Annotated in this window: 25 protein-coding genes; 14 read left to right on the top strand and 11 right to left on the bottom strand. The window is 68.4% G+C overall.

The window, feature by feature from the left end; genetic code table 11:
- The first annotated feature begins 31 nt into the window (after window positions 1–31).
- From ACGFIF_RS35035 to ACGFIF_RS35000, 8 genes are all read left to right on the top strand, one after another.
- A complete protein-coding gene (locus ACGFIF_RS35035; RefSeq protein ID WP_393160394.1) occupies window positions 32–892 on the top strand; it encodes a hypothetical protein in 861 nt (286 codons plus the stop codon).
- Entirely contained in the window at window positions 892–1,794 is a 903-nt protein-coding gene (locus tag ACGFIF_RS35030; protein WP_393160393.1) for a type IV secretion system protein, read from the top strand. The genes ACGFIF_RS35035 and ACGFIF_RS35030 overlap by 1 nt, the downstream gene beginning before the upstream one ends.
- 73 nt (window positions 1,795–1,867) lie before the next feature.
- Entirely contained in the window at window positions 1,868–3,421 is a 1,554-nt protein-coding gene (locus ACGFIF_RS35025; protein ID WP_393160392.1) for a type IV secretion system protein, read from the top strand.
- The gene (locus tag ACGFIF_RS35020) at window positions 3,408–4,916 is read left to right on the top strand and encodes an SCO6880 family protein (RefSeq protein WP_393160391.1); all 1,509 of its coding nucleotides are present in this window, start codon (window positions 3,408–3,410) and stop codon (window positions 4,914–4,916) included. The genes ACGFIF_RS35025 and ACGFIF_RS35020 overlap by 14 nt, the downstream gene beginning before the upstream one ends.
- A gap of 16 nt (window positions 4,917–4,932) precedes the next feature.
- The gene (locus ACGFIF_RS35015) at window positions 4,933–7,851 is read left to right on the top strand and encodes an LAGLIDADG family homing endonuclease (RefSeq protein ID WP_393160390.1); all 2,919 of its coding nucleotides are present in this window, start codon (window positions 4,933–4,935) and stop codon (window positions 7,849–7,851) included.
- The gene (locus ACGFIF_RS35010; protein ID WP_393160389.1) at window positions 7,851–9,695 is read left to right on the top strand and encodes a type IV secretory system conjugative DNA transfer family protein; all 1,845 of its coding nucleotides are present in this window, start codon (window positions 7,851–7,853) and stop codon (window positions 9,693–9,695) included. The genes ACGFIF_RS35015 and ACGFIF_RS35010 overlap by 1 nt, the downstream gene beginning before the upstream one ends.
- Window positions 9,685–10,062 (top strand): DUF4913 domain-containing protein, encoded by a 378-nt coding sequence (locus ACGFIF_RS35005; protein WP_393160388.1) that lies wholly within the window; start codon window positions 9,685–9,687, stop codon window positions 10,060–10,062. The genes ACGFIF_RS35010 and ACGFIF_RS35005 overlap by 11 nt, the downstream gene beginning before the upstream one ends.
- Before the next feature lie 8 nt (window positions 10,063–10,070).
- The gene (locus ACGFIF_RS35000; protein WP_393160387.1) at window positions 10,071–10,421 is read left to right on the top strand and encodes a YrdB family protein; all 351 of its coding nucleotides are present in this window, start codon (window positions 10,071–10,073) and stop codon (window positions 10,419–10,421) included.
- On the opposite strand, the gene ACGFIF_RS34995 is transcribed toward ACGFIF_RS35000, so the two are convergent.
- Window positions 10,418–11,122, bottom strand: coding sequence for a hypothetical protein (locus ACGFIF_RS34995; RefSeq protein WP_393160386.1), 705 nt, complete (start codon window positions 11,120–11,122; stop codon window positions 10,418–10,420). The two genes, ACGFIF_RS35000 and ACGFIF_RS34995, sit on opposite strands and share 4 nt — an antisense overlap.
- Window positions 11,123–11,163: 41 nt before the next feature.
- Window positions 11,164–12,492, bottom strand: a complete 1,329-nt coding sequence (locus ACGFIF_RS34990; protein ID WP_393160385.1) for an MATE family efflux transporter — start codon at window positions 12,490–12,492, stop codon at window positions 11,164–11,166.
- A 539-nt stretch (window positions 12,493–13,031) separates the two neighbouring features.
- Between ACGFIF_RS34990 and dnaB the strand changes: the two genes are divergently transcribed.
- Window positions 13,032–14,825 (top strand): replicative DNA helicase, encoded by a 1,794-nt coding sequence (gene dnaB / locus ACGFIF_RS34985; RefSeq protein ID WP_393160752.1) that lies wholly within the window; start codon window positions 13,032–13,034, stop codon window positions 14,823–14,825.
- A gap of 1 nt (window position 14,826) precedes the next feature.
- Here the strand turns inward: dnaB and ACGFIF_RS34980 are convergent, their stop codons facing one another.
- From ACGFIF_RS34980 to ACGFIF_RS34970, 3 genes are all read right to left on the bottom strand, one after another.
- A complete protein-coding gene (locus tag ACGFIF_RS34980) occupies window positions 14,827–15,399 on the bottom strand; it encodes a carboxymuconolactone decarboxylase family protein (protein ID WP_393160384.1) in 573 nt (190 codons plus the stop codon).
- A 93-nt stretch (window positions 15,400–15,492) separates the two neighbouring features.
- Complete coding sequence (locus ACGFIF_RS34975) at window positions 15,493–16,122, bottom strand: MerR family transcriptional regulator (RefSeq protein ID WP_393160383.1); 630 nt, start codon at window positions 16,120–16,122, stop codon at window positions 15,493–15,495.
- Window positions 16,123–16,548: 426 nt separating this feature from the next.
- Window positions 16,549–16,611: a hypothetical protein gene (locus ACGFIF_RS34970; RefSeq protein ID WP_393160750.1), complete on the bottom strand. Its 63-nt coding sequence runs from the start codon at window positions 16,609–16,611 to the stop codon at window positions 16,549–16,551.
- A gap of 108 nt (window positions 16,612–16,719) precedes the next feature.
- Here ACGFIF_RS34970 and ACGFIF_RS34965 point away from each other — a divergent pair, with 108 nt between their 5' ends.
- On the top strand, window positions 16,720–17,121 hold the full coding sequence (locus tag ACGFIF_RS34965) for a hypothetical protein (RefSeq protein ID WP_393160382.1): 402 nt from the start codon (window positions 16,720–16,722) through the stop codon (window positions 17,119–17,121).
- On the opposite strand, the gene ACGFIF_RS34960 is transcribed toward ACGFIF_RS34965, so the two are convergent.
- Complete coding sequence (locus tag ACGFIF_RS34960) at window positions 17,118–18,110, bottom strand: helix-turn-helix transcriptional regulator (protein WP_393160381.1); 993 nt, start codon at window positions 18,108–18,110, stop codon at window positions 17,118–17,120. The two genes, ACGFIF_RS34965 and ACGFIF_RS34960, sit on opposite strands and share 4 nt — an antisense overlap.
- 58 nt (window positions 18,111–18,168) lie before the next feature.
- On the opposite strand from ACGFIF_RS34960, the gene ACGFIF_RS34955 reads away from it, so the two are divergent.
- Window positions 18,169–19,461: an FAD-binding oxidoreductase gene (locus ACGFIF_RS34955; protein WP_393160380.1), complete on the top strand. Its 1,293-nt coding sequence runs from the start codon at window positions 18,169–18,171 to the stop codon at window positions 19,459–19,461.
- Here ACGFIF_RS34955 and ACGFIF_RS34950 read toward each other — a convergent pair.
- On the bottom strand, window positions 19,445–19,840 hold the full coding sequence (locus tag ACGFIF_RS34950) for a RidA family protein (RefSeq protein ID WP_393160379.1): 396 nt from the start codon (window positions 19,838–19,840) through the stop codon (window positions 19,445–19,447). The genes ACGFIF_RS34955 and ACGFIF_RS34950 overlap by 17 nt on opposite strands.
- A gap of 87 nt (window positions 19,841–19,927) precedes the next feature.
- Window positions 19,928–21,004, bottom strand: coding sequence for an ABC transporter ATP-binding protein (locus ACGFIF_RS34945; RefSeq protein WP_393160378.1), 1,077 nt, complete (start codon window positions 21,002–21,004; stop codon window positions 19,928–19,930).
- Between the two features lie 187 nt (window positions 21,005–21,191).
- On the opposite strand from ACGFIF_RS34945, the gene ACGFIF_RS34940 reads away from it, so the two are divergent.
- Together ACGFIF_RS34940 and ACGFIF_RS34935 are read left to right on the top strand one after the other, a co-directional pair.
- A complete protein-coding gene (locus ACGFIF_RS34940) occupies window positions 21,192–21,755 on the top strand; it encodes a helix-turn-helix domain-containing protein (RefSeq protein WP_393160748.1) in 564 nt (187 codons plus the stop codon).
- Entirely contained in the window at window positions 21,748–22,578 is an 831-nt protein-coding gene (locus ACGFIF_RS34935; RefSeq protein ID WP_393160377.1) for an SRPBCC family protein, read from the top strand. The genes ACGFIF_RS34940 and ACGFIF_RS34935 overlap by 8 nt, the downstream gene beginning before the upstream one ends.
- 49 nt (window positions 22,579–22,627) lie before the next feature.
- Here the strand turns inward: ACGFIF_RS34935 and ACGFIF_RS34930 are convergent, their stop codons facing one another.
- Entirely contained in the window at window positions 22,628–23,530 is a 903-nt protein-coding gene (locus tag ACGFIF_RS34930) for a LysR family transcriptional regulator (RefSeq protein WP_393160376.1), read from the bottom strand.
- Window positions 23,531–23,612: 82 nt separating this feature from the next.
- On the opposite strand from ACGFIF_RS34930, the gene ACGFIF_RS34925 reads away from it, so the two are divergent.
- Window positions 23,613–24,839, top strand: a complete 1,227-nt coding sequence (locus tag ACGFIF_RS34925; protein ID WP_393160375.1) for an MFS transporter — start codon at window positions 23,613–23,615, stop codon at window positions 24,837–24,839.
- A gap of 4 nt (window positions 24,840–24,843) precedes the next feature.
- Here the strand turns inward: ACGFIF_RS34925 and ACGFIF_RS34920 are convergent, their stop codons facing one another.
- The gene (locus tag ACGFIF_RS34920; RefSeq protein ID WP_393160374.1) at window positions 24,844–25,575 is read right to left on the bottom strand and encodes a helix-turn-helix domain-containing protein; all 732 of its coding nucleotides are present in this window, start codon (window positions 25,573–25,575) and stop codon (window positions 24,844–24,846) included.
- 44 nt (window positions 25,576–25,619) lie between these two features.
- Entirely contained in the window at window positions 25,620–26,405 is a 786-nt protein-coding gene (locus ACGFIF_RS34915) for an SDR family NAD(P)-dependent oxidoreductase (protein ID WP_393160373.1), read from the bottom strand.
- Window positions 26,406–26,415: the final 10 nt, after the last annotated feature.

Genomic DNA, 26,415 nt, shown 5'->3' with positions numbered 1-26,415 from the left:
CGCCCACACCGTCGGCGGAGTCTGATCGGCTGTGGGACTGTTCACCAGGGATTCCGGCTCCGGTTCTGCGGGAGACGACGCCGACGGCGATACGACCGGCGTCTTCTGGCAGGAACGCGGCTTCATCGCCTCGGCGATCGTGGTCGGAGCTGTGGTCGTCTGCCTACTGGTGTGGTTCTTCGCCCGGGACACGGGTACGCCGACCACGCAGCCGACGACCTCGCCGACTGCCGTCGTACCGACCGAACAGCCCACCGAGGAACCGTCCGTGCCGCCCGCCACGCCCACGGACGAACCCACGTCGACCTCCACCCCGACACGCTCCGGGCCGCCCACGACCGGTGCCGGTGGCTGCAAGCTCAAGAACCCCGACCAGCGCAGGCCGCGGGTGGCGCCGTCGGCGGTCAGCTGGCAGTTCGAGGCCGACATGCTGATTCCGCTGCAGCAGGAGGGAGGTCCGGCCGTGATGGACCGGACCGGGGTGCGCTCCTGCTTCGCCCATTCGCCGACCGGCGCCGTCCTCGCGGCGATGGTCACCCTGGGACAGATCCGCAATCCCGCCCTCACCGACGACGTGCTGGCGACGCGGATCGCGCCCGGACCGGGCCGGAACCTGGCGATCAGCGAGGCCCGGGTCAGCCGGACGCCGCGCAACGAGGGTGACGTGGCACAGTTCGCCGGCTTCAAGGTGATCGACTACACGACCGACCGGGCGATCGTCTACATCGCCGTCCAGCTCGACGACCGGAAGGTCGCGGCGCTGCCGGTCACGCTGATCTGGTCCCGCGGCGACTGGAAGGTCGTGCTGCAGGAGGACGGAAGTTTCAACGGCAGCGTCCAGCCCGACGTGCTGCAGTCCCTGGACGGCTACATCGGATTCAGGGGGGCGTGATGATCGTCCTGGGTTGTTCCTGGGCGCCGTGGGACTGGGACGACTGCGTCGAGAAGTACCTCGGCGACGCCGTCGAAGCGGCCTTCGGTCCGTTCTTCGACCTGATCTTCGACGCCATCAGGGACGTCGTGGTGGATGCCGTCGTGGCGGTGATGAAAGCGGTCGGCTTCCTCTGGGTCTGGATCGACACCCCGGAGGTGAACAACAGCGGCGCGGCCGGCTTCATCCAGGTGCACACCAACTACATCCTGGCCACGGTGGCGGCCATCGCGGTGATCGCGTCCGCGATCCAGATGGCGGTGTCGCATCGCGGTGAACCGGCCCGCGACATCCTCAAGTCGCTGCTCACCATGGTGGTCGTCTCGAGTTCCGGCGCGGCGTTCGCGGCGATCCTGATCTCGGCCGCGGACCAGTTCTCCTCCTGGATCATCAGTCAGGCGCTCGACGCGGACGACCGCGGCTTCGCCGGCAAACTCGCCGACCTGATGACCGACCCGCTCAAGGACACCGGCGAGGCGCTCGGGATGGCGCTGGTGATCTTCGTCGGCATCCTGATGGTGATCACCGCGATCATGCAGCTGGCTCTGATGATCGTCCGGTACGGGATGCTCGTGCTGCTGGTCGGCGTTCTCCCGTTGACCGCGTCGGCCACGAACACCGAGATGGGCATGATGTGGTTCAAGCGGGCGCTGGCCTGGCTGGCCGGGTTCATCATCTACAAACCGGTGGCGGCGCTGATCTACGCCACCGCGATCAAACTGATGGCGAGCCCGGAGGTGCCCGAGGGCGCACCGGAGGGAACGCCGCAGACCCTCAAGGTCATCATGGGCGCCACGATGATGATCGTCGCGGTGGTCTCGCTCCCCGCCATCCTCCGCTTCGTCTCGCCGAGGACGTCCTGACATGATCGCGCTCGGATGCAGTGACGGCTGGAAAGAGTGCCTGCAAGCGATCGTCAGTACCGTTCTCGCGCCCGTGATCGAAGGACTGATCGAGTTGATCTTCCAGCCGATTCTCGACGCCGTCTCCGCGGCGGTCACGCTGGTGATGGGCACCATCGGCACCTTCTGGGTGTACGTCGACACACCGGACGTCGGCACCGGCAACGGGACGCCGGCCAACGACACGGTCGGCTGGGTCTGGGACCACACGCAGTACATCGCCGTCTTCATCGCGGTGATCGGCCTGCTGGTGGGCGCGATGCAGATGGCCTGGAGTCAGCGCGGTGACGGGGCCCGGGAGATCCTCCGGTCGCTGATCACGCTGGCGGTCGCGTCGGCGCTGGCGGTCGGGGTCGCGCAGGCCCTGATCGAGTTCGGCGACAAGTTCTCCGACTGCATCGTCACCACCGCGCTGAGCGACTCCGGCGAAGGCTGGCGCTGCGGGATAGGCAACGGCGGCGGCACGAGTTTCGGCGAGACGATGACCGCGATGCTCGGTCTGTCCGCGACGGTCGGGCCGATCGGTATCGGCCTGGCGATCACCATCGGCATCCTCACCATCGTCGCCGGCGTGATCCAGATCGTGCTGATGGTGGTGCGCAGCGCGATGCTGATCCTGCTGCTCGGCGTACTGCCGATCGCGGCCGCGGCGACCAACACCGAGATGGGCAAGACCTGGTTCAAGCGGATCCTGTCCTGGCTGCTCGCCTTCATCCTCTACAAACCGGTCGCCGCGATCGTCTACGCGACCGCGATCAGACTCACCTCCAACAACGGCCAGGGGCTGGACTTCAACAACACCGACGAGCCGGTGGCGACGCAGGTGATGAACATGGTCACCGGCCTCACCATGCTGGTGCTCGCCCTGTTCGCGCTGCCCGCGCTGATGCGGTTCCTCGTCCCGATGGTCGCCGCGACCGCGGGTTCGGCCGGGGCCGGCATGATCGCGGCCAAGATGACCGGCATGGACAAGCTGGCCGACAAGGCGCAGCAAGGAGCCGACAAGGGTGGCGGTGACGGCGGCGGTGACGGCCCGAGCGGCGCTCGCAACGTCGGCCGTGCCAGTCAGCAAAGCTCGAGCGGTGGCGGTGGCGGTGGCGGCGGTGGCGGCGGTGGCGGCGGTGGCGGTGCCCAAGGCGCGGCCGGCGGTGGCGGCGGTGGTGGTAGCGGTGCCGCGGCGGCCGGTGGTAGTGGCGGTGGTGGTGCTGCGGCCGCAGCCGGTGGTGGCGGTGGAGGTGCTGCCGCCGGCGGTGGTGCCGCGGCGGCCGGCGGTGGTGCCGCTGCAGCGGCCGGTCCTGCTGCCGCTGTGGTGGTCGCGGTCAAGATGGGTGTCGACAAGACCAAGGAAGCCGGCCAGATGGCGGCGTCCGAATCCTTCGACAACGACGCCATGGACGAGGGCTCCGGCGGTGGTGGCGGCGGTGGTGGCGGTGGCGGTGGCCCGTCCGGCAGCGGCGGCTCGGCCCGCGACATGAGCCGCGACAACGATCGAGCACGAGCACAGCAACAGCAGGAAAGGCGTTGGCAGGACGAGCAGTCCCGCCGGCACAACCAACCAGACTCGGACGGACCACGTGGCAGCGGCTGACAACGTACGAAGCGCCCCGCGCACCTACGGCAACTGGCGGCAGCCGGCGTCGGCGGGGCTCGCGGGCCTGGGCACGCTCGGCACCGCGATCATGATGGGCGGTCTGTTCGTCACCGTCCTGGCCACGATGGCGGGCGGCCTGATGGCCTCGGTCGTCACCCTGCTGATCGTCGGCGCCTGCCTGCTGATGCTGATGACCAAGGACAAGCACGGGCAGTCCGCTCTGCAACGGCTATCGACCCGCATTGGATGGCAACGAGCAAAGATGGCGAAGCACAACATCTACCGTTCCGGTCCGCTCGGACGGACCGCCTGGGGCAAGTTCCAGCTCCCCGGCCTGGCCGCCGCGTCGCAGCTGAGCGAGTACAAGGATTCGTACGGCCGGCCCTTCGCGCTGCTGTACTACCCGAGCACCCGGCACTTCACCGTGGTCATCAACGCCGAGCCTGACGGCGCCTCGCTGGTCGACGAGGAGCAGGTGGACGTGTGGGTCGCGCATTGGGGCCAGTGGCTCGCGTCGCTCGGCCACGAGCCCGGCATCGTGGCCGCGTCGGTGACGGTGGAGAGCGCGCCCGACACCGGCATCCGGCTGCGCCGCGAGGTCGGTAACAACATGTTGGACGGTACGCCGGCGATCGCCCGGGCGATGCTGACCGAGGTCGTGCAGACCTACCCGGAGGGCTCGGCCCTCGTCTCGGCGCGGGTCGCGCTGACCTTCAAGGGCACCGACCGCAACGGCAAGCGACGCAAGGAAGACGACATGGGCCGCGAGCTCGCGTCCCGCCTGCCCGCGCTCACCCAGAGCCTGAACGCCACCGGTGCGGGTGCGGCCCGGCCGGTCACCGCACAGGAGCTGTGCGAGACCGTGCGGATCGCATACGACCCGGCCGCCGCCGTGCTGATCGACGAGGCGCGTAGCCAGGGGATGGCTCCGGAGCTGCAGTGGACCGATGTCGGTCCGGCCGGTGCACAGTCCTTCTGGGACAAGTACCGGCACGACTCCGCCTGGTCGGTGACGTGGCAGATGAGCCAGGCGCCGCGTGGTGAGGTGTTCTCCTCGGTGCTGTCCCAGTTGGTCGCTCCGCACGCCGACGTCGACCGCAAGCGAGTCACGTTGCTCTACCGTCCGCTGGACGCGGCCACCTCGGCCCGGATGGTCGAGGCCGACAAGCGCAACGCGTCCTTCCGGGCCACCACGTCGAGCCGTCCGACGGCCCGGACGATGGCCGAGGCCCGGGCCGCCGACCGGACCGCGCAGGAGGAAGCCCGCGGCGCCGGTCTGGTCAACTTCGGCATGGTGGTCACCGGCACGGTGATGTCGGCCGAGCAGTTGCCGGACATGGTCGCCGCCATCGACAACCTCGGCGCGACCGCGCGCATCCTGCTCCGTCCGGCGTACGGATCGCAGGACTCCGCGTTCGTGGCCGCGCTGCCGCTGGGCGTCGTACTGCAGAGCCACCTGTCGGTGCCGGCGGGCCTGCGGGAAGCCCTATGACCGCTGGGGAGTCGCGATGAGCAAGAAGACGAAGAAGCCGGTCGATACCTCGCGCGGTGGCAAGCGGCCGATGCCGCGGGGCTGGCCGGGGATGGGTGGCGGCTACTCGACGTACGTCCAGGCGCCGGCCGAGTGGCGCGGTACGACGGTCCAGGTCTGCGGGCTGTGGCCGTTCGCGGCCGGCACCGGCAGTCCGATGGTCGGCGTACCGATCGGCCGCAACATCCTGTCCGGCGCGACCATGTGCTGCGATCCGATCAGCTGGTTCATGCGCGCGAAGCTGATCTCGAACCCGTCGATGTTCGTCCTCGGCAAGCCCGGTCTGGGCAAGGCACTCGATGTCGAGACCCAGATCCCGACGCCCGACGGTCTCCGCCGGATGGCGGATCTCCAGCCGGGCGATTTCGTCTTCGACGCCGATGGGCTGCCGACGCCGGTTGTCGCGGTATCCGAGGTGATGACTGATCGCGAATGCTGGGAGTTGACCTTCTCCAGTGGTGAGACGGTTATCGCCGACGCCGAGCATCTTTGGGTGACCGATACGGTCGAAGACCGTCGGCGAGCCTGGGTGGAGCGCAACGTTCCACGCAAGCGCCTCACGGTCGGTACGGACGCGGACCTTGCGGCAGTCGGTGCCGCACGGGCGAGTCTCGGCACTGAGCCGGTCTCGGTCCGAGATCTGACGCGGACGCTGGGCTGGAACGGCACGACTCGCGAGAGCGCTGTCTATCGCTGGGCAGGCACCGTGACTCCGGTCCGCAGCAAGGGCAGCCGGCGTTGGTATGACCCGGTGACCTTGGCCAGCGCGGTTGAGGAGGCGCTACGGAGGACCAGCAACGACCAGCGTGATCGGACGCCGGAGAAAGAACCAGTGACGACAGCGCAGATCGCGGCGACTCTCGTTGCGGGTGGCAAGGCCAACCATGCCGTCCGGGTGATGCCAGGTCTGGTACTGCGTGAGGCGAGTCTGCCCCTCGAACCATACGTTCTCGGCGCCTGGCTCGGTGACGGGCACAGTGCGGCGCCACGACTGACGACGATCGACCAAGGCATCGTCGATCGGATCCGGGCCGAAGGCATCGAATGCGAACCGAACGGTCCGATGGTCTATCGGTTGACGATTCCGGGGACCTATCGACAAAAGCACAGAGGTCTTACGGACATCCTGCGCCGGCTTGGCGTGCTGGGTGACAAGCATGTCCCGGCGTCGTACCTGCGTGCCTCGGATCGCCAGCGGCGGGATCTGCTCGCCGGCCTGCTCGACACCGACGGCACTGTTTCGCCTGCCGGTGGCCAGGTCCAGTACACGTCTACCAGTCGCCGACTGGCCGAGGACGTTCTCGAGCTCGTCGCGAGCCTCGGCTATCGCCCGACCCTCCGTGCGGGCCGGGCGACGGTGAACGGCAAGGACTGCGGTCCGAAGTGGACCGTCGGATTCACCACCACGGACGAAGTGTTCGGGCTCCGGAGAAAGCACGAGGTCCAAGCGGAGCGGACGATGGGTCAGCCGGCCCGAACCTCACGTCGCTATGTCGTCTCGGCTCGTCCGGTGCCGTCGCGGCCGGTGAAGTGCATCCAGGTGGCGAACACTGATGGCTTGTACTTGGTTGGGCGGACGTTCATTACCACTCACAACTCGACGATCACCCGGCGGATGGCGCTCGGCCTGGCCGGGTACGGCATCCAGCCGCTGGTGCTCGGCGACCTCAAGCCCGACTACAAGGACCTGATCGAGGCGCTCGGCGGCCAGGTCATCCAGCTCGGCCGCGGCCGCGGGCACCTGAACGTGCTCGATCCCGGCGAGTCGCGGCAGGCCGCGCTCCGGCTCACCGGCAGCGCCCGGCAGGCGATCCAGGCGGACGCACACGGCCGCCGCCAGACGATGGTGTCCGCGCTGATCTCGATCATGCGCTCGGCCCCGCCGACGGACCGCGAGGAGACCATCATCGACGAGGCCCTCAAGGTCCTCGACGAGCGACACGACGGTACGCCGGTACTGCGCGACCTGCTCCGGGTCGTCCAGGACGCGCCGGACCGGGTCCGCAACGTGGCACTGGACCGCGGCAGCCTGGAGCGGTACCGGCAGATCACCGAAGGACTCGAGGCTTCGCTGATCGGCCTGGTCGGTGGTGGCCGGCTGGGTGAGATCTTCTCCGAGCAGACCGACAACCCGATGCAGATGGACCGTCCGGTGGTGTTCGACGTGTCCAACATCGACGACTCCGAGACCAACCTGCAGGCCGCCGTACTGCTGGCCTGCTGGTCCTACGGCTTCGGCGCGGTCGCCGTCTCGCAAGCCCTCGCGGACGCCGGCCTGGAGCCGCGGCGGCACTACTTTGTCATCCTCGACGAGCTGTGGCGGGTGCTGCGCGCCGGTCGTGGCCTGGTCGACCGCGTCGACGCGCTGACCCGGCTGAACCGTCAGCGCGGTGTCGGCATGGCGATGATCTCGCACACCATGTCCGACCTGCTGGCGCTCGAGCACCCCGAGGACCGGATGAAGGCGAAGGGCTTCGTCGAGCGCTCCGGCATGGTCATCTGCGGCGGCCTGCCGCGGGCCGAGATGGAGAACCTGAGCGAGGTCGTGCCGATGTCCGAGGAGGAGCAGAACATGCTCATCGGCTGGCAGGACCCGCCGGCCTGGGACCCGGCCACCGGCGAGGAGGCCGCGCCACCCGGCCGGGGCAACTTCCTGGTCAAGGTCGGCGGCCGCCCGGGGATCCCGGTGCATGTCGGGCTCACCTCGGTCGAGCGCGAGATCAACGACACGAACAAGTTGTGGAAGACCGGTGCCGACGGCAGGCCGCTGAAGGTCGAGGTGGCCGCCGACGGATCGGAGGAGGTGGTCGAGGAGTACACCCTCGACGACCCGACGATGCTGCCGCCGCCCGACCCGACCACCCGGGTGGTCGCCCGAACGGGAGTTGACGAGTAATGGCCCAGGGGAGAAAGAGCACCGGACCCGGCGGGCTGTCCGCCGAGTCGGTGATGGTCTTCATCGGGATCGGACTGCTGACGCTGATCGTCGGCGGGATCTGGGGCGCCCTCAAGGTCGCCGCGGCGATCAACGACACCCGCGCCGTGCCGGGCCCGATCGCCGCGTTCGCCGACCTGCTCAACGGCCGGATCCGCTGGTCCGCCGCGGCGACCGGTGTGTTCATCCTCGAGGTCGTCGTCCTGGTGCTGATCGCGGGTGGCGCGTGGTTCCTGCTCCGCAAGCAGCAGAAGAGCGTCGGCCGGGTGGACCGGTCCGCGCAGCTGATGTCGAAGCGGTCGGAGATCCACAAGCTCACCCGCGAGGGTGCCCAGGAGATCGCCAACCGGCTCGGCGCCGGGCACGCCGGTCCCGGCATCATGATCGGCCGGACGGTCCGGGACAACCTCGACGTGTTCGGGTCCTGGGAGGACATGCACGTCGACATCTGGGGTCCGCGCACCGGTAAGACCACGTCGCGCGCCGTACCGGCGATCCTGGACGCGCCCGGCGCGGTGGTCGCGACCTCGAACAAGCGGGACATCGTCGACGCCACCCGTGGCCCGCGGACGGAACGCGGCCCGGTCTGGGTGTTCGACCCGCAGGAGGTCTGCGAGGAGCCGCCGAACTGGTGGTGGAACCCGCTCACCTACATCACCGACGAGACGAAGGCGCGCGAGCTGGCCGAGCACTTCGTCGCCTCGCAGCGCAACGTGAACGCCCAGACCGACGCGTTCTTCGACGCGGCCGGCACCGACCTGCTGGCCGGCCTGCTGCTCGCGGCCGCAGTCGCGAAGCGGCCGATCACGCAGGTCTACAGCTGGCTCGCGGACCAGCGCAACGACGAGCCCGAGCGGATCCTGCGCAACACCCCTGGCCTGCACCTGTCCGCGGACGCCTTGTCCGGGGTCATCAACGCGCCCGACAAGCAACGCGCCGGTGTGTACGGGACCGCGCAGCAGAGCGCCCAGTTCCTGGTCAACCGCAAGGTCACCCGCTGGGTCATCCCGCAGGGGCCGAACGACACCCGCCCGCAGTTCAACCCGCACGAGTTCGTCCGCCAGGGCGGCACGCTGTACAGCCTGTCCAAGGAAGGCGCCGGTACGGCGGGACCTCTCGTCACCGCGTTAACGGTGGCCGTCGTGGAGGCGGCCGAAGAGTACGCCAAGGGCTGCCCGATGGGCCGGATGCCGAACCCGCTGGTCGGCGTCCTGGACGAGGCGGCGAACGTCTGCCGCTGGAAGAACCTGCCCGACCTGTACAGCCACTTCGGCTCCCGCGGCATCGTGCTGATGACGATCCTGCAGTCCTGGGCGCAGGGCCAGGAATGCTGGGGCGAGCACGGGATGGAGAAGCTCTGGTCGGCCGCCAACATCCGGGTGTACGGCGGTGGCGCGTCGGACGCGAACTTCCTCGAACGGCTGAGCAAGCTGATCGGCGACTACGACATCATTTCCAGCTCGGTGTCGTACAACAAGGGGGAGCGCGGCACCAGCCGGCAGACCCAGCGGCACAACATCATGGAGGTGTCCGACCTCGCCTCGATGCCGCCGGGACGGGCCGTGGTGTTCCCGTCCGGTATCCCGGCGACGATGGTCAAGACGGTGCCCTGGTTCACCCGGCCGGACGCGGGTGCGGTGAAGGCGTCGCTGGCGAAGTACGATCCGGGCGCGACCGCTTCGACGGCTCCGCAGAGCGCGAACCCGTGGGTCGCGGCCGGTACGTCGCAGCCGACGCAGCCACCCGCGCGGCCGACGGGTGTGCCGGTCTGGGAGCAGAGTGAGGAGCAGCGCCGTGGATGGTGAACAACAAGAACTCTTCTATCCGCATGTCGCGGCCTTCGTCGAGGACCGGCTGGTCTACCTCTACACGCGACGGATCGGGCAGCAGTACATCTGGTGCCCGGAGTGGTACCGGCACGCGGAGGCGCTGAGCCGGCTGGACTCGATCTGGCGCGCCTGGGAACACCTCCGGCTCGATCCGGCCACCGGCATGTCGGTCTGGTGGCGTGACCACGCGGACCCGCACATGATGGCGCTGCTCGATCCGGACGGCCCGTTCGCGGCCTGCCGTGGCGCGCACACCGACTACCCGATCCCGCCGCTGCCTGTGGAGGAGCCGCCGGCCGGCCTGTTCTTCGACCAGCGGCAGCCCAACCTGCGCGGCATCTAGATGTGGCGGTGTTTCCATTGTGGAAGTGGGGCAACCTGCTGTTTGCATTCCTCGCGGAGTTGGTTGCCCTAGGCATCTTCGCCTGGTGGGGCTGGGAGGTTGACGGTACGACGGCCGTCCGGTTGCTGCTCGCGATCGGCCTGCCCGCGCTGACCGCGGTGATGTGGGGACTGTTCGCCGCGCCCACGGCCACGCGCGGCACGCCCGTCGTACGGGCCGTCGTCAAGGTCCTGGTGTTCGGTCTGGCCGGTGCCGCGCTCTGGAGCCTGGGTCATCCGGTCCTGGCCGTGGCGTTCGTCGTACTGGTCGCGGCGAATCTGTTGATCATCCACGTCCAGAAGCTGACCCCGGAGCGCTAGTCGCCCAGGCCGATGTCGCTCAGTTCGCCGGGCTGGGTCTTCCGTTGCTTCCTGACGAGCTTGCGGTCGAACTTGCGTGCCGTCGGCGTTTCGGTCGGGGGGTTGCGGACAGCCTCTTCGGCTGGTGGCTGCCCGGGTTGCTGGGCAGCTTCGCTCCGCCGGTCGCGCGCCTCGGCGTCGTACCGGTCGGCGGCGCGCTCGTCGTACCTGGCGGCCCTGTCCTCGCGTTCCGCGGCCCGCTGGTAGCGCCGGCCCGCGGCGGCGGTCGCGTCCGCACCGGGCTCGTCCGGGCGGGCCGCCGCTTCGTCGAGGAGATGGCGGCCGTGGGCCCGGTCGCTGCGACCCTGCCGGCGTTCGGCGGCGGCGTCGTCGCGGCGGCGATCGCGCTGCGTCTCGGCAACGTCGGCAAGCCGTAGCGCCTCGGTGGTCTCCTTGGTGGCGACGAGTTCGCGTCGACGGCGGGTCTCGATCAGCTCGCGCTCGTCCTTGGCAGCGAGCTCGATCTCCTCCTCGTGGACCTGCTCGAGTTCCTCCTCCTCGCGGCGGGCCTCCTCCGGCGTCAGACTCGCGGCCGGGCGCTCGGCGTCGCGCACCCATTTGCCGGCGCCGCGCCGCTCACTGAGCGCCTCAGGGCTGTCGTCGTCGCCCTGCTCGTGCTGGTCGGGCTCCAGCGCAACGGTCTGCTCGTCGTCGTCAGCCATGCCGCTCCCTTCGTCCTGCCAAACGATGCCGCACCGGCGGGTCAGCGGACCGCCCCGGTCACCAGCCAGGCGTCGCTGCGCTCACGGGTGACCAACGTGAGCAGCCGCAACAGCATGAACCCACCGAACGCCCACCACAAGGCGACGACGCCACCGTCGAGCCACAACACGCTCAACGCCAGCGGCACGTACAGCACGAGGGCGATGACACCTGCCACCGCCAGGTACGGGCCGTCACCCGCCCCGATCAGTACGCCGTCCAGCACGAACACCATGCCGTTCACCGGTTGCCAGAGCGCCGCCACGATCAGTACGGCGGCCAACGTACTGCGTACCTCCGGATCAGAGGTGAACCACGGCACGTAGATGTCCCGCAGACCCCACAGGGCCAGTCCGCCGACCAGACCGGAGAACAGACCCCACCACATCATCCGGCGGGTGATGGCCCGGGTGCCGGCGACGTCACCGGCACCCAGAGAGCGACCTGTCAGCGCCTGGCCGGCGATGGCGATCGCGTCGAGTGCGAGGGCCAGGAACGACCAGAGGGTGAAGGCGACCTGATGCGCCGCGACGGACGTCGTACCGAGGGCGGTGGCGACGAAGGTGAGGAGGATGATTGCCACTCGCAACGTCAGGGTGCGGACGATCAGCGGCACCCCCATCTGCGCTGACGCGATGATGCCGGGGCGGTCCGGTCGCAGCTTGGCTCCGTCACGTCTGGCCCCTCTGACGACCACCACGACCAGTGCGACGCCGGCTGCGGTCTGGGCGAGCGCCGTACCGAGTGCGGAGCCTGCGATGTCCAGGTCGAGGCCGTAGACGAGCAGGAAGTTCAGACCGATGTTGATGAGGTTGGCGCTGATCGCGACGATCATCGGCGTCTTGGTGTCCTGCAGACCGCGCAGTACGCCGGTCGCTGCCAGTAGGAGGAGCATCGACGGGATACCGAAGCAGGAGATCCGTAGATAGACGATCGCGTGGTCGGCGACGTCCGGCGACGGGTTGAACGCCCCGATGGCGACTGGCGCGAGGACGAGTCCGGCCACCGCCAGTACGACGCCCAGCAGCAGCGCCAGCCACAGTCCGTCGATGCCCTGGGCGAGCGCACCCCGGTGGTCTCCGGCGCCGATCCGGCGGGCGACGGCCGAGGTGGTGCCGTAGGCGAGGAAGATGCAGACGCCGACCAGGGTCTGCAGGATCACCCCCGCGACACCGAGTGCCGCCAGTTGCGGCGTACCGAGATGCCCGACGATCGCCGAATCGGCCAGCAACATGAGCGGCTCGGACACCAGCGCGAAGAACGCCGGGACGGCCAGTCGCAGGATCTCCCGGTCCTGCTCCCCGAGGAGACGTCGCAGCCCGGCCCTCACGGGTGGCCTGTCATGAGCATGGGGGTCATTGTGCCTGACTCAGGCTGTGCACAGGTCACCGGACCGGGCAGTCCGGAAGAAGGTTTGAATCTTTTTCTTCTCCACAGTTGTGCATTGGTGAATCCGCAGGTCAGAGGCCTGTTGTGGATCGTCGTCCCCAGATATCCACAGGTATATGCCCAACCTGTGCACACCTGCTCACGGGGTTTCCCACAGTTCGTCCACACCCCCTGTGGACGACCGGCTACCACCCGGCGCCGGGACCGGCGTACGGTCGCGTGACTGACGCCGTCCGCCCGCAGTCTCGGGGGCGAGTCCGCCTGCGGATGGCGCCGGCGAATCTTGTCCGGCCGGGTGGTCGGGTGGGGGAGGAAATTGTCGGCGGGTTCGGTTACGGTTCGATCAGGTGTTCGATTCTGGGCCGGGCGGAGTGTTTCGGCCTGGCGTGATGCGGTGGGCGGACGAGGAGGTCGGACGAAGTGAGTGTGGCGGAGTTCCGCGGGGGACCGGGCGGCGGTCAGGAAGAGCGCAACCCGGAGATGGGCTTCGACCGCACCCCGCCACAGGACCTGGCCGCGGAGCAGTGCGTGCTCGGCGCGATGATGCTGAGCAAGGACGCCATCGCCGACGTCATCGAGACCCTGCGCGGCACCGACTTCTACCGCCCGGCGCACGAGATCGTCTTCGACGCCGTCACCGATCTGTACGCACGGGGTGAGCCGGCCGACGCGATCACCGTCGCGGCCGAGCTGAACCGGCGGGGCGAGATGGCCCGGATCGGCGGCGCGCCGTACGTGCACACCCTGGTCGCCTCCGTCCCGCTCGCGGCGAACGCGGGCTACTACGCGCACATCGTCCGGGAGAAGGCGATCCTGCGCCGCCTGGTCGAGGCCGGCACGAAGATCGTCCAGCTCGGGTACGCCGGTGAGGGTGAGGTCGACGATGTCGTCGACGAGGCGCAGGCCGAGATCTACTCGGTCACCGAGAAGCGGACCACCGAGGACTACGCGCCGCTGAAGGACATCATGGAGGGCGCCCTCGACGAGATCGAGGCGATCGACTCCCGTGGTGACGCGATGGTCGGCGTACCGACCGGGTTCACCGACCTCGACGAGCTGACCAACGGTCTGCACCCGGGTCAGATGATCATCGTCGCCGCGCGTCCCGCGATGGGGAAGGCGCTCGCCCTCGACACCCCGCTGCCGACGCCGACCGGCTGGACCACGATGGCCGAGGTCGCGGTCGGCGATCAGCTCCTCGACGCCGACGGCCTGCCGACCACGGTGGTCGCGGCGACCGAGGTGATGGTCGACCGGCCGTGTTTCCGGCTGTTCTTCTCCGACGGCAGCACGATCGTCGCCGACGCCGAGCACCAGTGGCGGGTCGAGGACGGCGGCCGCCCGGTGGTCTGCACGACCGCCGACCTGCACACGGCGATGTCCGCGAGTCCCGGGCTGACACCGCCGATCCCCGGGTCGGCGCCGCGTCAGATCACCGGGCACGGTTTCCCGGCCGCGCTGGCCGGAGAGGGTGAGCGCCGGCTCGAGTGGCTCGAGCGGGTCGAGAGTGTGCCGGTGCGGTGCGTCGAGGTCGACAACCCCGACCATCTGTACCTGGCCGGCAAGACGATGATCCCGACCCACAACTCCACCCTCGGGCTGGACTTCGCTCGCTCGGCGTCGATCAAGCACGGCCTGACCTCGTGCATCTTCTCGCTGGAGATGAGCCGCAACGAGATCACCATGCGTCTGCTCTCGGCCGAGGCGAAGGTGCCGCTGCACCACATGCGCAACGGCAAGATGACCGACGAGGACTGGGCCCGGCTGGCCCGCAAGATGGGCGAGGTCTCCGAGGCCCCGCTCTTCATCGACGACTCACCCAACCTCACCATGATGGAGATCCGCGCCAAGGCCCGCCGGCTCAAACAGCGCCACGACCTCCGGCTGATCGTGATCGACTACCTCCAGCTGATGACCTCGGGCAAGAAGGTCGAGTCCCGCCAGCTCGAAGTCTCCGAGTTCTCCCGCTCCATCAAACTCCTCGCCAAGGAACTGGAACTCCCCGTCGTAGCCATCTGCCAGCTCAACCGAGGCTCCGAACAACGCTCCGACAAACGCCCCATGGCCTCCGACCTCCGCGAATCGGGCTCACTAGAACAGGACGCCGACGTCGTCATCCTGCTGCACCGGGAGGACGCGTACGAGCGCGAGTCCACCCGCCCGGGTGAGGCCGACTTCATTGTGGCCAAGCACCGTAACGGGCCTACGGCTGATGTGGTTGTGGCGTTCCAGGGGCACTACTCGCGCTTTGTGGATATGGCGCACGACGGCTAGGTCAGTCGAGGGTGGCGAGGGGCTGTAGGCCGCAGGCTGTTGAGAACTCCTGTGAAGTGATGCCGAGTGCGACGTTGGTGCGGCTTGCCAGGTTTGCGGCGGCGATGAATGCGGTGAGCTCGACCAGTCCGTCCGGGTGGAGCTGCTCCAGTAGTCGCGCCGACAGTTCGTCGGTCACGGTCGGCGGTGTGTGAGTCATTGCCTCGGCGTACTCCATCACGTCCCGCTCCAGCGGAGTGAACAGGTCGGACTCTCGCCACCGCGGTACTTCGCGGGCCTTGGCCAGATCGAGGTGCTCGTTGTTCGCCTGGAAGTAGCCCAGGTCCAGACAGAAGCTGCAGCCCACCATGGCCACGGTGGCCATGTGCGCGAACGACTTCAGTTGGAGATCGCAGGCGTTCCACTTCTGGGCCTTGCCGCTGAAGCCGAAGAAGGCCTTGAGCACGCGCTGGTTGTGCCACATCACCCCGAGCGGTTCGGGTACCTCGCCGAGCATCTTCTTGCTCATCCGCTTCGCGACCAGGCCGAAGAGGCCGGTGATCTCAGCCGGCGGAATCCTGGTGGTGCTGGTCATCGTCGTCTCCTCGCGTCGGTGCTTCGACACGTCGGCATGAGACGCCGGCCGCCCGGGTTCTGTGACACCTGTCAGCTGCAATCGAACGGCGGACTACGTCTTCCAGCGGTGGGCTGAGATGGATTCTTGGGCCAGGAGGCGGAGGGAGGAGATGAGGGTTTCGCCGAGGATGGTGCCGATGACGACGGATTCGGCGAGTTGGTCCCGGGTGGGGTTGGTGGAGACGGCGTCGATCTCGAGTTCGGTGAAGCGTTCGACGGCTTCGGCGTAGGCGTCCAGGAAGGTGACCAGGTTGTCCTGGCCGAGGGTGCGGAGGGCCGCGACAGTTTCGATGAGGGTGGCGAGGGCGGGGGCCTCGGGCTCCACGGACCAGCCGCGGCGCGCGATGAGGTCGGTCACCTGAGCGGTGGCGGCGGCGCGGGCCTCGTCGGTGGCGGCCGGTTTGCGGGTCGGGGTGAGGGCGCGGTGGGCGCGGCCGATCTGGTCGTGCAGGGGTACGTCGTCGGAGTCGAGCGACTCCAGGATGTCCTTCACCTGCGCCACCGGGACCTGGGCCAATTCGACCAGGGCGCGGATCAACCGCAGCCGGCGGACGTGTGGTTCGCCGTACGACGCCTGGTTCGGGCTGCTCAGTTCACCCTGCGGTAGCAGACCCTCACGCAGGTAGTACTTGATCGTCGGCACCGGTACGCCGGTGGCCCGGCTCAGTTCCCCGATTCGCATGTCACTTGCCTTCCTCGCGGTCCTGATGGATAGTAGCAGTATCCATTAACGGATAGTGCAACTATCCATAGAAGGAGGCATGATGATCCCCCTCGTACTGGTGCTGGCGACGCTGGCGTTCCGGGCGCTGGGTGCGCTCGGAGTCCGGCGGTTCGCGAGTTGGCCGGTCAGTGCGGCGCACGGGATGGCGGTGATGCTGTTGTTCACCGCGACCGCGCACTTCGTCCCGGCGGGTGTGACGGCGATGCCGAACCACGCCGACCTGGCCCGGATGGTGCCGCCGTTCCTGCCGTTCGCGGACGCGCTGGTGTACGTGACCGGCGTACTGGAGTTCCTCGCCGCGGCCGGGCTGGTCCTGACCGCGACCCGGTGGCCGGCCGCGCTCGGACTGGCCGCGCTGTTCGTGACGTTGCTTCCGGCAAACATCTACGCCGCCACCGCGGACGTCGCGTTCAACGGCGAGCCGGCGACGCCGCTGTGGCAGCGCATCCCCGAGCAGGTCCTCTACATTGCCGTCGTGCTGTGGATCGCCCGGACGTCCGACAGTACGCCGACGCGTCGGCTGCTCAACCCCATCAGCAAGGAGAAGGTGCACGCATGACGGAGGCTTCTCGGACCATCGCCGGGACGATCCTGCTCACCATCGTGACGATCCAGTTCGGTGGCTACTTCATGACCAAGATCGTCCGCGGCCAGGTCCCGATGACGGACTTCCAGAAGTCGTTCGCCAGGGCCGGTCACGCGCACGCCGGTGTGCTGGTCATCCTGAGTCTGGTCGGGCTCCTGTACGTCGACCAGACCGGGCTGACCGGTGTCATGCTCTGGGTCGCACGACTGGCGATCCCGGTCGCGGCGATCCTGATGTCCGGCGGCTTCTTCGCCTCGTCCGCCGGCAAGGACCGGACCCAGCCGAACCAGTTCCTCTGGGTCCTCTGGCTCGGCGCCGCGTCCCTCGCGCTCGGCGTCCTGACCCTGGGCATCGGCCTGATCGTCGCCTAGTGCGCAGGCGCGCCGGACACGGACTGCTTGAGCCGATCGCCCACCTGGGCGATCAGCGCGGCGGTCTCCGGTGTCGCCTCGTCCACGGTGAAGTCGGCGCCCAGGGCAACGACTCCGGCGACGTACTGCAGCACCAGGGACGCCGTCTCCGCGGTGAACCGCGCGACGCACGCATCCGCACCCGCCGGTTCGATACTCCCCGGGATGAACCCGTAGAAGTTGTTCGTGACCACCTCGGCCGGCAGTTGGATCGTGAGCCGGACAGAGTGCCGGTACGGCGCACTCGTGAACGAGTCGACCAGGTACGACGCCGCGTCAGCCGCCGGCAGTTCACGCGGAACGAACCGATGCAGCGCCGGACTGACATCGTCGATCCGGTCCACCCGGAAGATCCGCCAGTCGTCGCGGGACGGATCGAACGCCAGCAGGTACCAGTGCCAGGCGACCGTGAGCAGCTGGTACGGCTCCACCCGGCGACGCGTCTGCACACCACGGCGGCTGTGGTAGTCGAAGGCAACGATCTCGTGGTTCCGGCAGCACCGGGCCAGGGTCGCCAGAACTCCCGGATCGACCTGCGGAACGCCTTCCCGAGGGATCGCCTCAGCCGACGAAACCGCGGCCAACTGCGGCCGTAGCCGGGCCGGCAGCACCTGCTCCAGCTTCGCGAGCGCGCTCGTCGAGCTCTCCGCGATCCCGGTCACCCCACCGCCGGCGGCGCCGACCAGACCGAGTGCGACCGCGATCGCCTCATCGTCGTCGAGCAGCAGCGGTGGCAGGTTCGTCCCGGAACCGAGCCGGTAGCCGCCCGCGGTCCCGGTGGTCCCGGTGACCGGGTAGTCCAGCGACCGGAGCCGGTCGACGTCGCGCCGTACGGTCCGCTCGGTGACGCCGAGACGCTCGGCCAGTTCACGACCGGACCACTCGCGCCGGCTCTGCAGCAAGGACAGCAAACGCAGCAGGCGACCGGGCAGCTCTTTCCGGGAACTCATGCCACCCAGCATGCCCTTGCGGACACAATGTGTCCGCAAGGGTCCCTAGCGTGGTCGCATGATGTTGACGAAGGAATCGAACGGATACGACGAGGCGCGGCTCGGTTTCCAGCGACTCGATCCGCACCGGCCGGAGGTGATCTTCGCGGTCACCAGCGCGGCCGAGGTCCAGGAAGCCGTCAAGTACGCGGCTGAGCAGGGCGAACGCGTAGCCGTCCAAGCGACCGGACACGGACTTACTCGCGGTAACAACGGTGGCGTGCTGATCGCGACCGGCAATTTCAACGCCGTGCGGGTCGACGCCGACGCGAAGACAGCCTGGATCGAGGCCGGCGCGACCTGGCAACAGGTGATCGACGCGACCGCGCCGCACGGGCTCGCGCCGCTGTCCGGAAGCGTTCCCGGCGTCGGCGCGATCTCCTACACGCTCGGCGGCGGGACCGGTCTGATGGCTCGGCGCCACGGTTTCGCGGCAGATCACGTCCGACGGATCGAGGTCGTCACCGCGGACGGCGTACGACGGAACGCCGAGGACGACCCGGAGCTGTTCTGGGCGCTCCGCGGCGGTGGCGGCAACTTCGGCGTGGTCACCGGGATCGAGGTCGACCTCTTCGAGGTGCCGACGCTGTACGGCGGCAGCCTGTACTTCGACCTCGTGGAGAACCCGACGGCACTGGAGGTCTGGCGCGACTGGACTCGGACAGTGCCCGACGAGGTGACGTCGGCGATTGCGTTGGTGCCGTTCCCCGACATCCCACCGGTGCCGGCGCCCTTGCGCGGCAAACACATCGCGCAGGTCCAGTTCGCGATCCTCGGCGACAATGGCGCGGACTTGATCAAACCGCTGCGGGCGATCGGCGATCCCGCGCTCGACACGGTCGGCGAACTGCCGTACTCCGAGTCCCACCGGATCTTCGCCGAACCGGACCGCCCGGACAGCTATCGCTCGCGCAATGCCCTGCTCAGCGACCTCGACCCCGACGCACTCGCGGCGCTGCCCAAGCAGGCATCGGGTCCGGCGATGTGCGTCATCCTGATCCGCCACCTCGGCGGTGCACTCAGCCGCCGGCCGTCGATCCCGAACGCGGTCGGCCACCGCGATGCGTCGTACTCGCTGACTGTCCTCTCACCCGGCGAGGGCGACGTGACCGAACTGCACCGCGCGATCCTCGAACCGTGGTCCGCAGCAACGATCGGCCGATCCCTCAACTTCAGCTTCGCCCCACTGACTCCTGACGAGGTCCGTGAGGCCTTCGCCCCGGCCGACTACCGTCGGCTCACCGAGCTCAGGGACCGTTACGACGCCAATCACCTACTGGCGCCGAATCACGAGATCACAGGGCTGCGGTGACGTCGATCTCGACCAGCTGACCGGGAAAGCCGAGTTGGGCGACGCCGAGAAGGGTGCTGGCCGAGGTGAAGGCGGAGGCGAGTGGTGATGCGTTGAGTAGCGTCCAGACCGCGGCGAGCTCATCGCGGTCCGGGCTGGCGACGTAGATCACCGTGCGTACGACGTCCTCCGGCGTGGCACCCGCGGCGTCGAGCGCGACGAGGATGTTCCGGATCACCTGCTCGGTCTGACCCTCGAGTCCGCCGTCGGCCAGGTCACCGGACGGCTGGAGCGGGCATTGGCCGGCGAGGTAGATCAGGGTGTCGGCCTGGACCCGCGTCACGTGGTGGTAGCCAGGCGTCGGGTGCAGGCCATCGGGGTTGGTGCGCTCGATCGTCACGCAGCCGAGCAAACGCGACGGTGTGGTCCCGGGTCAAAGTATTAAGCAGCCTCCCGCGGACTGCGGGAGGCTGCTTCGAAGTACCGATCAGGCGGTCAGGCGCTCCTCGGTCGAGGTGGAGAAGAGGTGCAGCTTGTCCGGGTTCGGGGCGAGATGGACGATCGCGCCCTTCTCGTTGTGCAGGCGGGTGCCGATGCGGGCGATGATCTGCTGGTTCGTGGTGTGCTCGGCGGTGCCGTACAGGAACGCGTCCGAGCCGAGCTCCTCGATCACAGCGACCTTCACCGGCAGCCCCTCGTCGGCGAGCTCGAACGCCTCCGGCCGGATGCCCAGCGTCAGCGTCTTGTCGTCACCGGCCTTGGCCAGCAGTTTGCGCTCGATCGGGACCACGTAGTCGCCGATCTTCGCGCCGCCATCGGTGATCTCGGCCTCGATCAGGTTCATCGCCGGCGAACCGATGAAGCCGGCCACGAACTTGTTCTTCGGCCGGTCGTACAGGTTCAGCGGAGTGTCCACCTGCTGCAACAGGCCGTCGCGCAGTACGGCGACCCGGTCGCCCATCGTCATCGCCTCGACCTGGTCGTGGGTGACGTACACCGTGGTCACGCCGAGCCGGTGCTGGAGTTCGGCGATCTGGGTGCGGGTCTGGACGCGCAACTTGGCGTCGAGGTTCGACAACGGCTCGTCCATCAGGAACACCTGCGGGTTCCGGACGATCGCGCGACCCATCGCGACGCGCTGGCGCTGACCACCGGACAGAGCCTTCGGCTTGCGGTCCAGGTACTCCTCGAGGCCGAGCAGCTTGGCGGCCTCGAGGACGCGCTTGGCCCGCTCGTCCTTGTGGATGCCCTGCATCTTGAGCGCGAAGCCCATGTTGTCCGCGACCGTCATATGTGGGTAGAGCGCGTAGTTCTGGAACACCATCGCGATGTCGCGCTCCTTCGGCGGGCTGTTGGTCACGTCGCGATCGCCGATGTAGATGGAGCCCTCGTTCACCTCTTCCAGGCCGGCGAGCATCCGCAGTGCGGTCGACTTGCCGGAGCCCGACGGTCCCACCAGCACCATGAACTCGCCGTCCTGGATGTCCAGATCGAGCTTGTCCACGGCGGGTGCGTCGGTGCCCGGGTAGACCCGGGTCGATCCCTTGAACGAGACAGTTGCCATGTCGCGCTTCCTTCCTTCGCCGGCAGGAACGTGCCGGACGATCCGTAGCAAAGGCGCCCAGGTCTTGGGTGTCTGGCTTGGTGATGCATCACCAAAGCACTTGTTCCAACGACCGGGCCGTGATTTTCATTCCCCACGAATGCATTCATTGACAAACAGATTTTTTACGTACAAACTTTTTTGTGTGATGAGAGACGTGATGCACCTGGAGCAGCTCGAGCAGGCCGAGGCACTGTTCAAGCCGCAGCGCATCGAGGTGCTGCGCCGGCTGGCCGAGCCGCACACCTGTGGTGAGGTGGCCGAGCAGCTCGGGCAGACCCCGCAGCGCGTCTACTACCACGTCAAGCGCCTCGTCGAGGCCGGTCTGGTGACCCTGGTGGAGGAGCGCAAGGTGCGCGGCGTCCACGAGGGCATCTACCAGGCGACGGCCCGCTCGTACTGGCTGTCGCCGCGGCTCGTCGGCCGGATCGGCGGCCTGCGCCGGACTCAGGACGAGCTGAGCCTCGGCTACCTGCTGGACCTGATGGAAGAGGTCCAGACAGATATCGCCGCGCTGGACCGGGCAGCTCCGGAGCTGCCGTCCATCGGGGTGTCCGGTGAGATCCGGGTCCCACCGGAGCGGCGGCGGGAGTTCTTCCAAGACCTGCAGAGCACGCTGCAAGACCTCTTCGAGCGCTACGGCGGCTCCGAGGGCGACGCCTTCAAGCTGGCCGTGGCCTGCTATCCCAAGGGAGACCAAGACCATGACTGAACCGATGATCCTGCAAGCTCGCGCCCGGGCCGGTGTCGACGACGTCCGCCAGGCTCTGACCGACCCCAAGACCCTCAACCTCTGGCTCGGCGAGCACTCGACCGTCGACCTGCCCGGGACCTTCGAGTTCTGGGGCCGCTACATCCCCGAGGGCGACGCACCGCACCAGCGCGTCCTCCAGTACGACGACCAGACGCTGAAGCTGGCCTGGTTGCTCGGCGGCGAGGAGACCACCACCGAGATCACGCTGATCGAGGAGAGCGCCGACTCCACCGTCATCAAGCTGTCGCAGAGCCACTTCAAGTGGGCGGAGGCGGTCACCAATTCGAACATTCGCGGCGTACTGCAGACGTTCTGGTCGCTCGCGCTCGCCAACCTGGTCGACCACCTGGAAGGCCGGGAGCTCACCACCCGGCCGGACTTCACCTCGACGGAGCTGTCCGGCGAGGCGCTGATCGACGCGCCGGCGGCTCAGGTCTACGCGTCGCTCACCGAGTCCGCGAAGGCGACCGCGTGGTTCGGGTACCCGGTGGACATCGACGCGCGGGTCGGCGGCCGGTTCGCGATGGGTGGGTTCGAGGCCGGGCCCGGGATGGAGATCATCGACCTGGTCGAGGGACAGAAGATGTCCATCGACTGGGGTCCGGCCGGAATCAGCACCTGGGAGCTGGCCGAGTCCGGCGGGAAGACCCGGCTCACGTTCGTGATGAGCGGGTTCGACGGCACCCCGCCGTACGGGGCGTGGCTCGGCTGGCTCAGTGGCGTCGCCTCGCTCCGCCGCTACAACGAGCAGAAGGACTGGGAGTCCATCTGGGTCGCCTAGGCCGTGTCTGATGGTCCCCCGCCTACTGCGCGGGACCATCAGACACGACCTAGAAGTACGGCCCACCCGGCCGGATCGAGTCGGCCATCAGATCGAGCAGAGCGGTCACCGCTCTGCTCGGTCGCCTGCCGCCCATCGTGATCGCGGACAACGTCCAACTCAGGTCCGTCCCGGCGATCGGCAGCCGGGCCACCCCCGGCAGCTCCGCTGCCTCGAGATCCGGTACGACGGCGACGCCGAGCCCGGCGCGCACGTAGTCCGGGACCGCGGTCACGTCGGGGACCTCCACCTGGACCCGGCGCTGGATGCCGGCGTTGTCGAACACCCGATCCACCGTCCGTCGGTTGCCGAACCCGCGCAGCATGTCCACGAACCGTTCGTCGGCCAACTCCTCGATCCTGATCTCGGAGCGGCCGGCCAGCGGATGCGACGAGGGCAGCAGGACGACGAACGGCACGGCGCCGATCTCCCGGGTCTCCAGTCCGACCAGGTCCGACTTGGCCAGGCCGACCAGAGCGAGGTCGAGCCGTCCGTGCCGGACGTCGTCCGCGAGACCGCTCGAGCCGCTCGGTGACGTGGTCACCTGTACCTCGACCAGGGGGTGCGTCCGGTAGAACGCGCCGAGCAGCCCGGCGAGATCGACCAACCCGATCCGGGTCATGGTCCCGATCCGGATGTTGCCGCGCAGGCCGGTCGACACCTCCTCGACCGCGGCCCGGGCCCGGTCCAGTGCCTCCAGCGCAGCCTTTGCCTCAGGCAACAAGGCCTGCCCGGCCGTGGACAACGACACCCGCCGGGTCGAACGGTCGAACAGCGTCGTCTTCAGATCGGTCTCCAACGCCCGTACGGCGGCCGACACGGTGGACTGCACGGTGAACAGTCGCTGGGCCGCGCGGGTGAAGCTCAGTTCCTCCGCGACCGCGACGAAATACTCGAGCTGACGGCTGTCCACAGGCTCAATTATCGGCGACTCCGATAAGAGCATGCAAGAACTTTCGTTGGACTCGATAGATCCGGCGAGCGACTCTAGAGGCATGTCCACTCTGACCGGTCTGCACACGCTCGAATCGAGGCGGGTGCGGTTCGCGCACGGCCCGGGGTTCTGGGTGATCGCCGCGGCGTTCCTGACCACGATGGCGTTCTCCACCGTCCCGACGCCGCTCTATGCGATCTACCAGCACCGCGACGGCTTCCCGACGTACGTCATCACCGTCATCTTCGCCAGCTACGCGGTCGGCGTGATGGCCAGCTTGTATCTCGCCGGCCACGTCAGCGACTGGCTCGGCCGTCGCCGGGTCGCGCTGCTCGCTGTACTCGCCGAGGTGTTGTCGGCCGTCATCTTCCTGGTCTGGCAGGACGTCCCGGGCCTCCTCGTCGCCCGGTTCATCTGTGGTGTCGGTGTCGGGGTCCTGACCGCTACGGCGACGGCGCACCTGTCCGAGCTGCGCCAGGTCGCCCGGCCGGACGAGGACCCGAGTCGCTCGGCGCTGATCTCGAGCATGGTGAACCTCGGCGGCCTCGCGTTCGGTCCGCTGGTCGGCGGTCTGCTCGCGCAGTACGTGTCGTCACCGCTCGAGCGCCCATACGAGATCTTCCTGGTGTTGCTGCTGCTCAGCGCGGTGGGGATCGCGCTGGTGCCGGAGACGGTGGAACGGCTGGAGGAGCGGCCGGCCTATCGACCACAGCGCGTCGCGCTGCCGTCGGCGGCAAAGCCGTTGTTCTTCGCCACCGCGATCGGAGCCTTCGCGGCCTTCGCGATCTTCGGGCTCTTCACGTCACTGGCGCCGACGTTCTTGGCCGGCACGCTGCACCACACGTCGCGGCTGCTCGCGGGCGTGGTGACGTTCGTGGTGTTCCTCGCCGGTGCGACGAGTCAGGTGGTCTTCGTCCGGATGACGCGCCCGCACCAGCTCCGGCTCGGTCTCGTCCTGATGTCGTTCGGCTTGGTCGGCGTTGCGGTCGGCGGTCTGATCCCGAGCCTGTGGCTCTTCGTCGCCGGTGGCGTCGTCGCGGGTGCCGGCGTGGGGATCGTCTTCCGGGCTGCCGTCGCCACCGCCGCGTCGCTGGCCGACTCCGGTTCCCGTGGCGAGGTGCTCGCCGCGCTCTTCCTGATCGCGTATGCCGGACTGGCCGTCCCGGTGCTCGCCATCGGTGTCGGCATCGCTTTCCTACCGGCTGAGGTCGCCCTGCTCCTCTTCGCCGCGATCATCCTGATCCTGGTCAACGCCGCCGTACTGCGGATGCTGGCCGCGCACCGGTGAAGCGTCAGTGATCGTGGTGGACGAACCAGATGCCGCGGGCCGGGACGGTGCCGAGATTGCGGAACAGATGGGGGACGCTGGAGTTCAGCCCCAGCGCCTCGCCGGCATGCAGCGTGAACGTCTCGAAGCCGAAGGTCACCTCCAGCTCACCCTCGAGCAGATAGCCGTACTCGAAACCGTCGTGACGCAGCATGCGTTCGTCGTTGGTCGAGCTGGATCCCGGCGGATAGACGATCTCGATGAAGTCCAGCTGATGTGCCGTGTTCGTCGCCAGCTGCTCCCAGACCACACCGGTGTCCATCACCAGACGGGTCCGGTTGCCCGGTGAGGTGACCGACAGCCGGCCCGTGCTGCCGCTGTCGTCCCAGACCCGCTCCAGCGACCCCAGGTCCGAGCGCCGTACCGGGCCTGATGCGTCTCCGGCCGCTCGGTGCGGTGCCGCCGGGACCTCGGCGTCCGGCTGCGGTTCGGCCGAGTCCTCGGTCCCAGCCGGCTCTTCGCCTTCGAAGAGGTGGTCGATGGAGACATCGAGGGTCTGCGCCATCGAGTACAGCGTCGCTACCGACGGCTGCGACTTGCCGTTCTCGATCTGGGAAAGGAACGACGGGGAGACGCCGAGCTGCCGCGCCAGTTCGCGCAGGGTCATCCCCGACTTCTGCCGGGCGGTCCGGAGCTGGAGCCCGAGGTTGACCGCCGTCGCGTCGCCCGCGTTCTGCGGTGAGACAGGTGAGGTCACAGCGACTCCTTGGGTGCTGGTGGCGGAAGCGTTCTCGGAAGTACTCACACCAGCACCATTCCTCCGTCGATCATGATCACCTGGCCGGTCAGGTAGTCGGAGTCGGCCGAGGCCAGGTACAACGCGGTGCCGAGGATGTCCTCGCCGGTGGCGACCCGGCCGCGCAGGATGTCCGCGGCGAAGTCGGCCATCGCCTGACCGGGGCGGTCCGCGTCGCCGATGTTCATCAGATCCTCGTCCAGCTTCGTCCACAGCGGGGTGTCCACCACGCCGGGGGCGAAGGCGTTGCAGGTGATGTTGTGCTCCGCCAGTGCCCGCGCCGCCGCCTGGGTCAACGCGTTCACCGCGAACTTGCTCGCGCAGTACGGGGCGAAGGAAGGGAATCCCTGCCGACCCGCGATGGAGGACGTGTTGACGATTTTGCCCTGCCCGAGGGGCACCATCCTGCGGGCCCCTTCCTGGATGCCGATCAGCGTACCGAGCGCGTTGACGTCCATGATGGCGTGCCAGTTCTTCTCGGTCACATCGAGCAGGTGCATGGGCTCGTTGAAACCGGCGTTGTTGAAGAGCACGTCCAACCGCCCGGTCTGCTCGACGAACGCGTCGAACGCCGCGCCCACCTGGTCGCGGCTGCTGACGTCGGCAGTGAGCGGGACACCCGTCAGCCCGGCCGCCGATAGTTCGTCGCAGACCGCCTCGGCTGCCTCCTGGCGCCGGTCGAGGACTCCGACCGTGGCGCCCTCCTGGGCCAGGCCCAGGGCGAAGACCCGGCCCATGCCGCTACCGGCACCGGTGATGATGATGTTCTTGCCGGCCACTCGTCCGGACATGCGATGCTCC

Source organism: Kribbella sp. NPDC049174 (assembly GCF_043197365.1).
Taxonomy (GTDB): domain Bacteria; phylum Actinomycetota; class Actinomycetes; order Propionibacteriales; family Kribbellaceae; genus Kribbella.
This window is presented reverse-complemented; position numbering and strand designations above follow the sequence as displayed.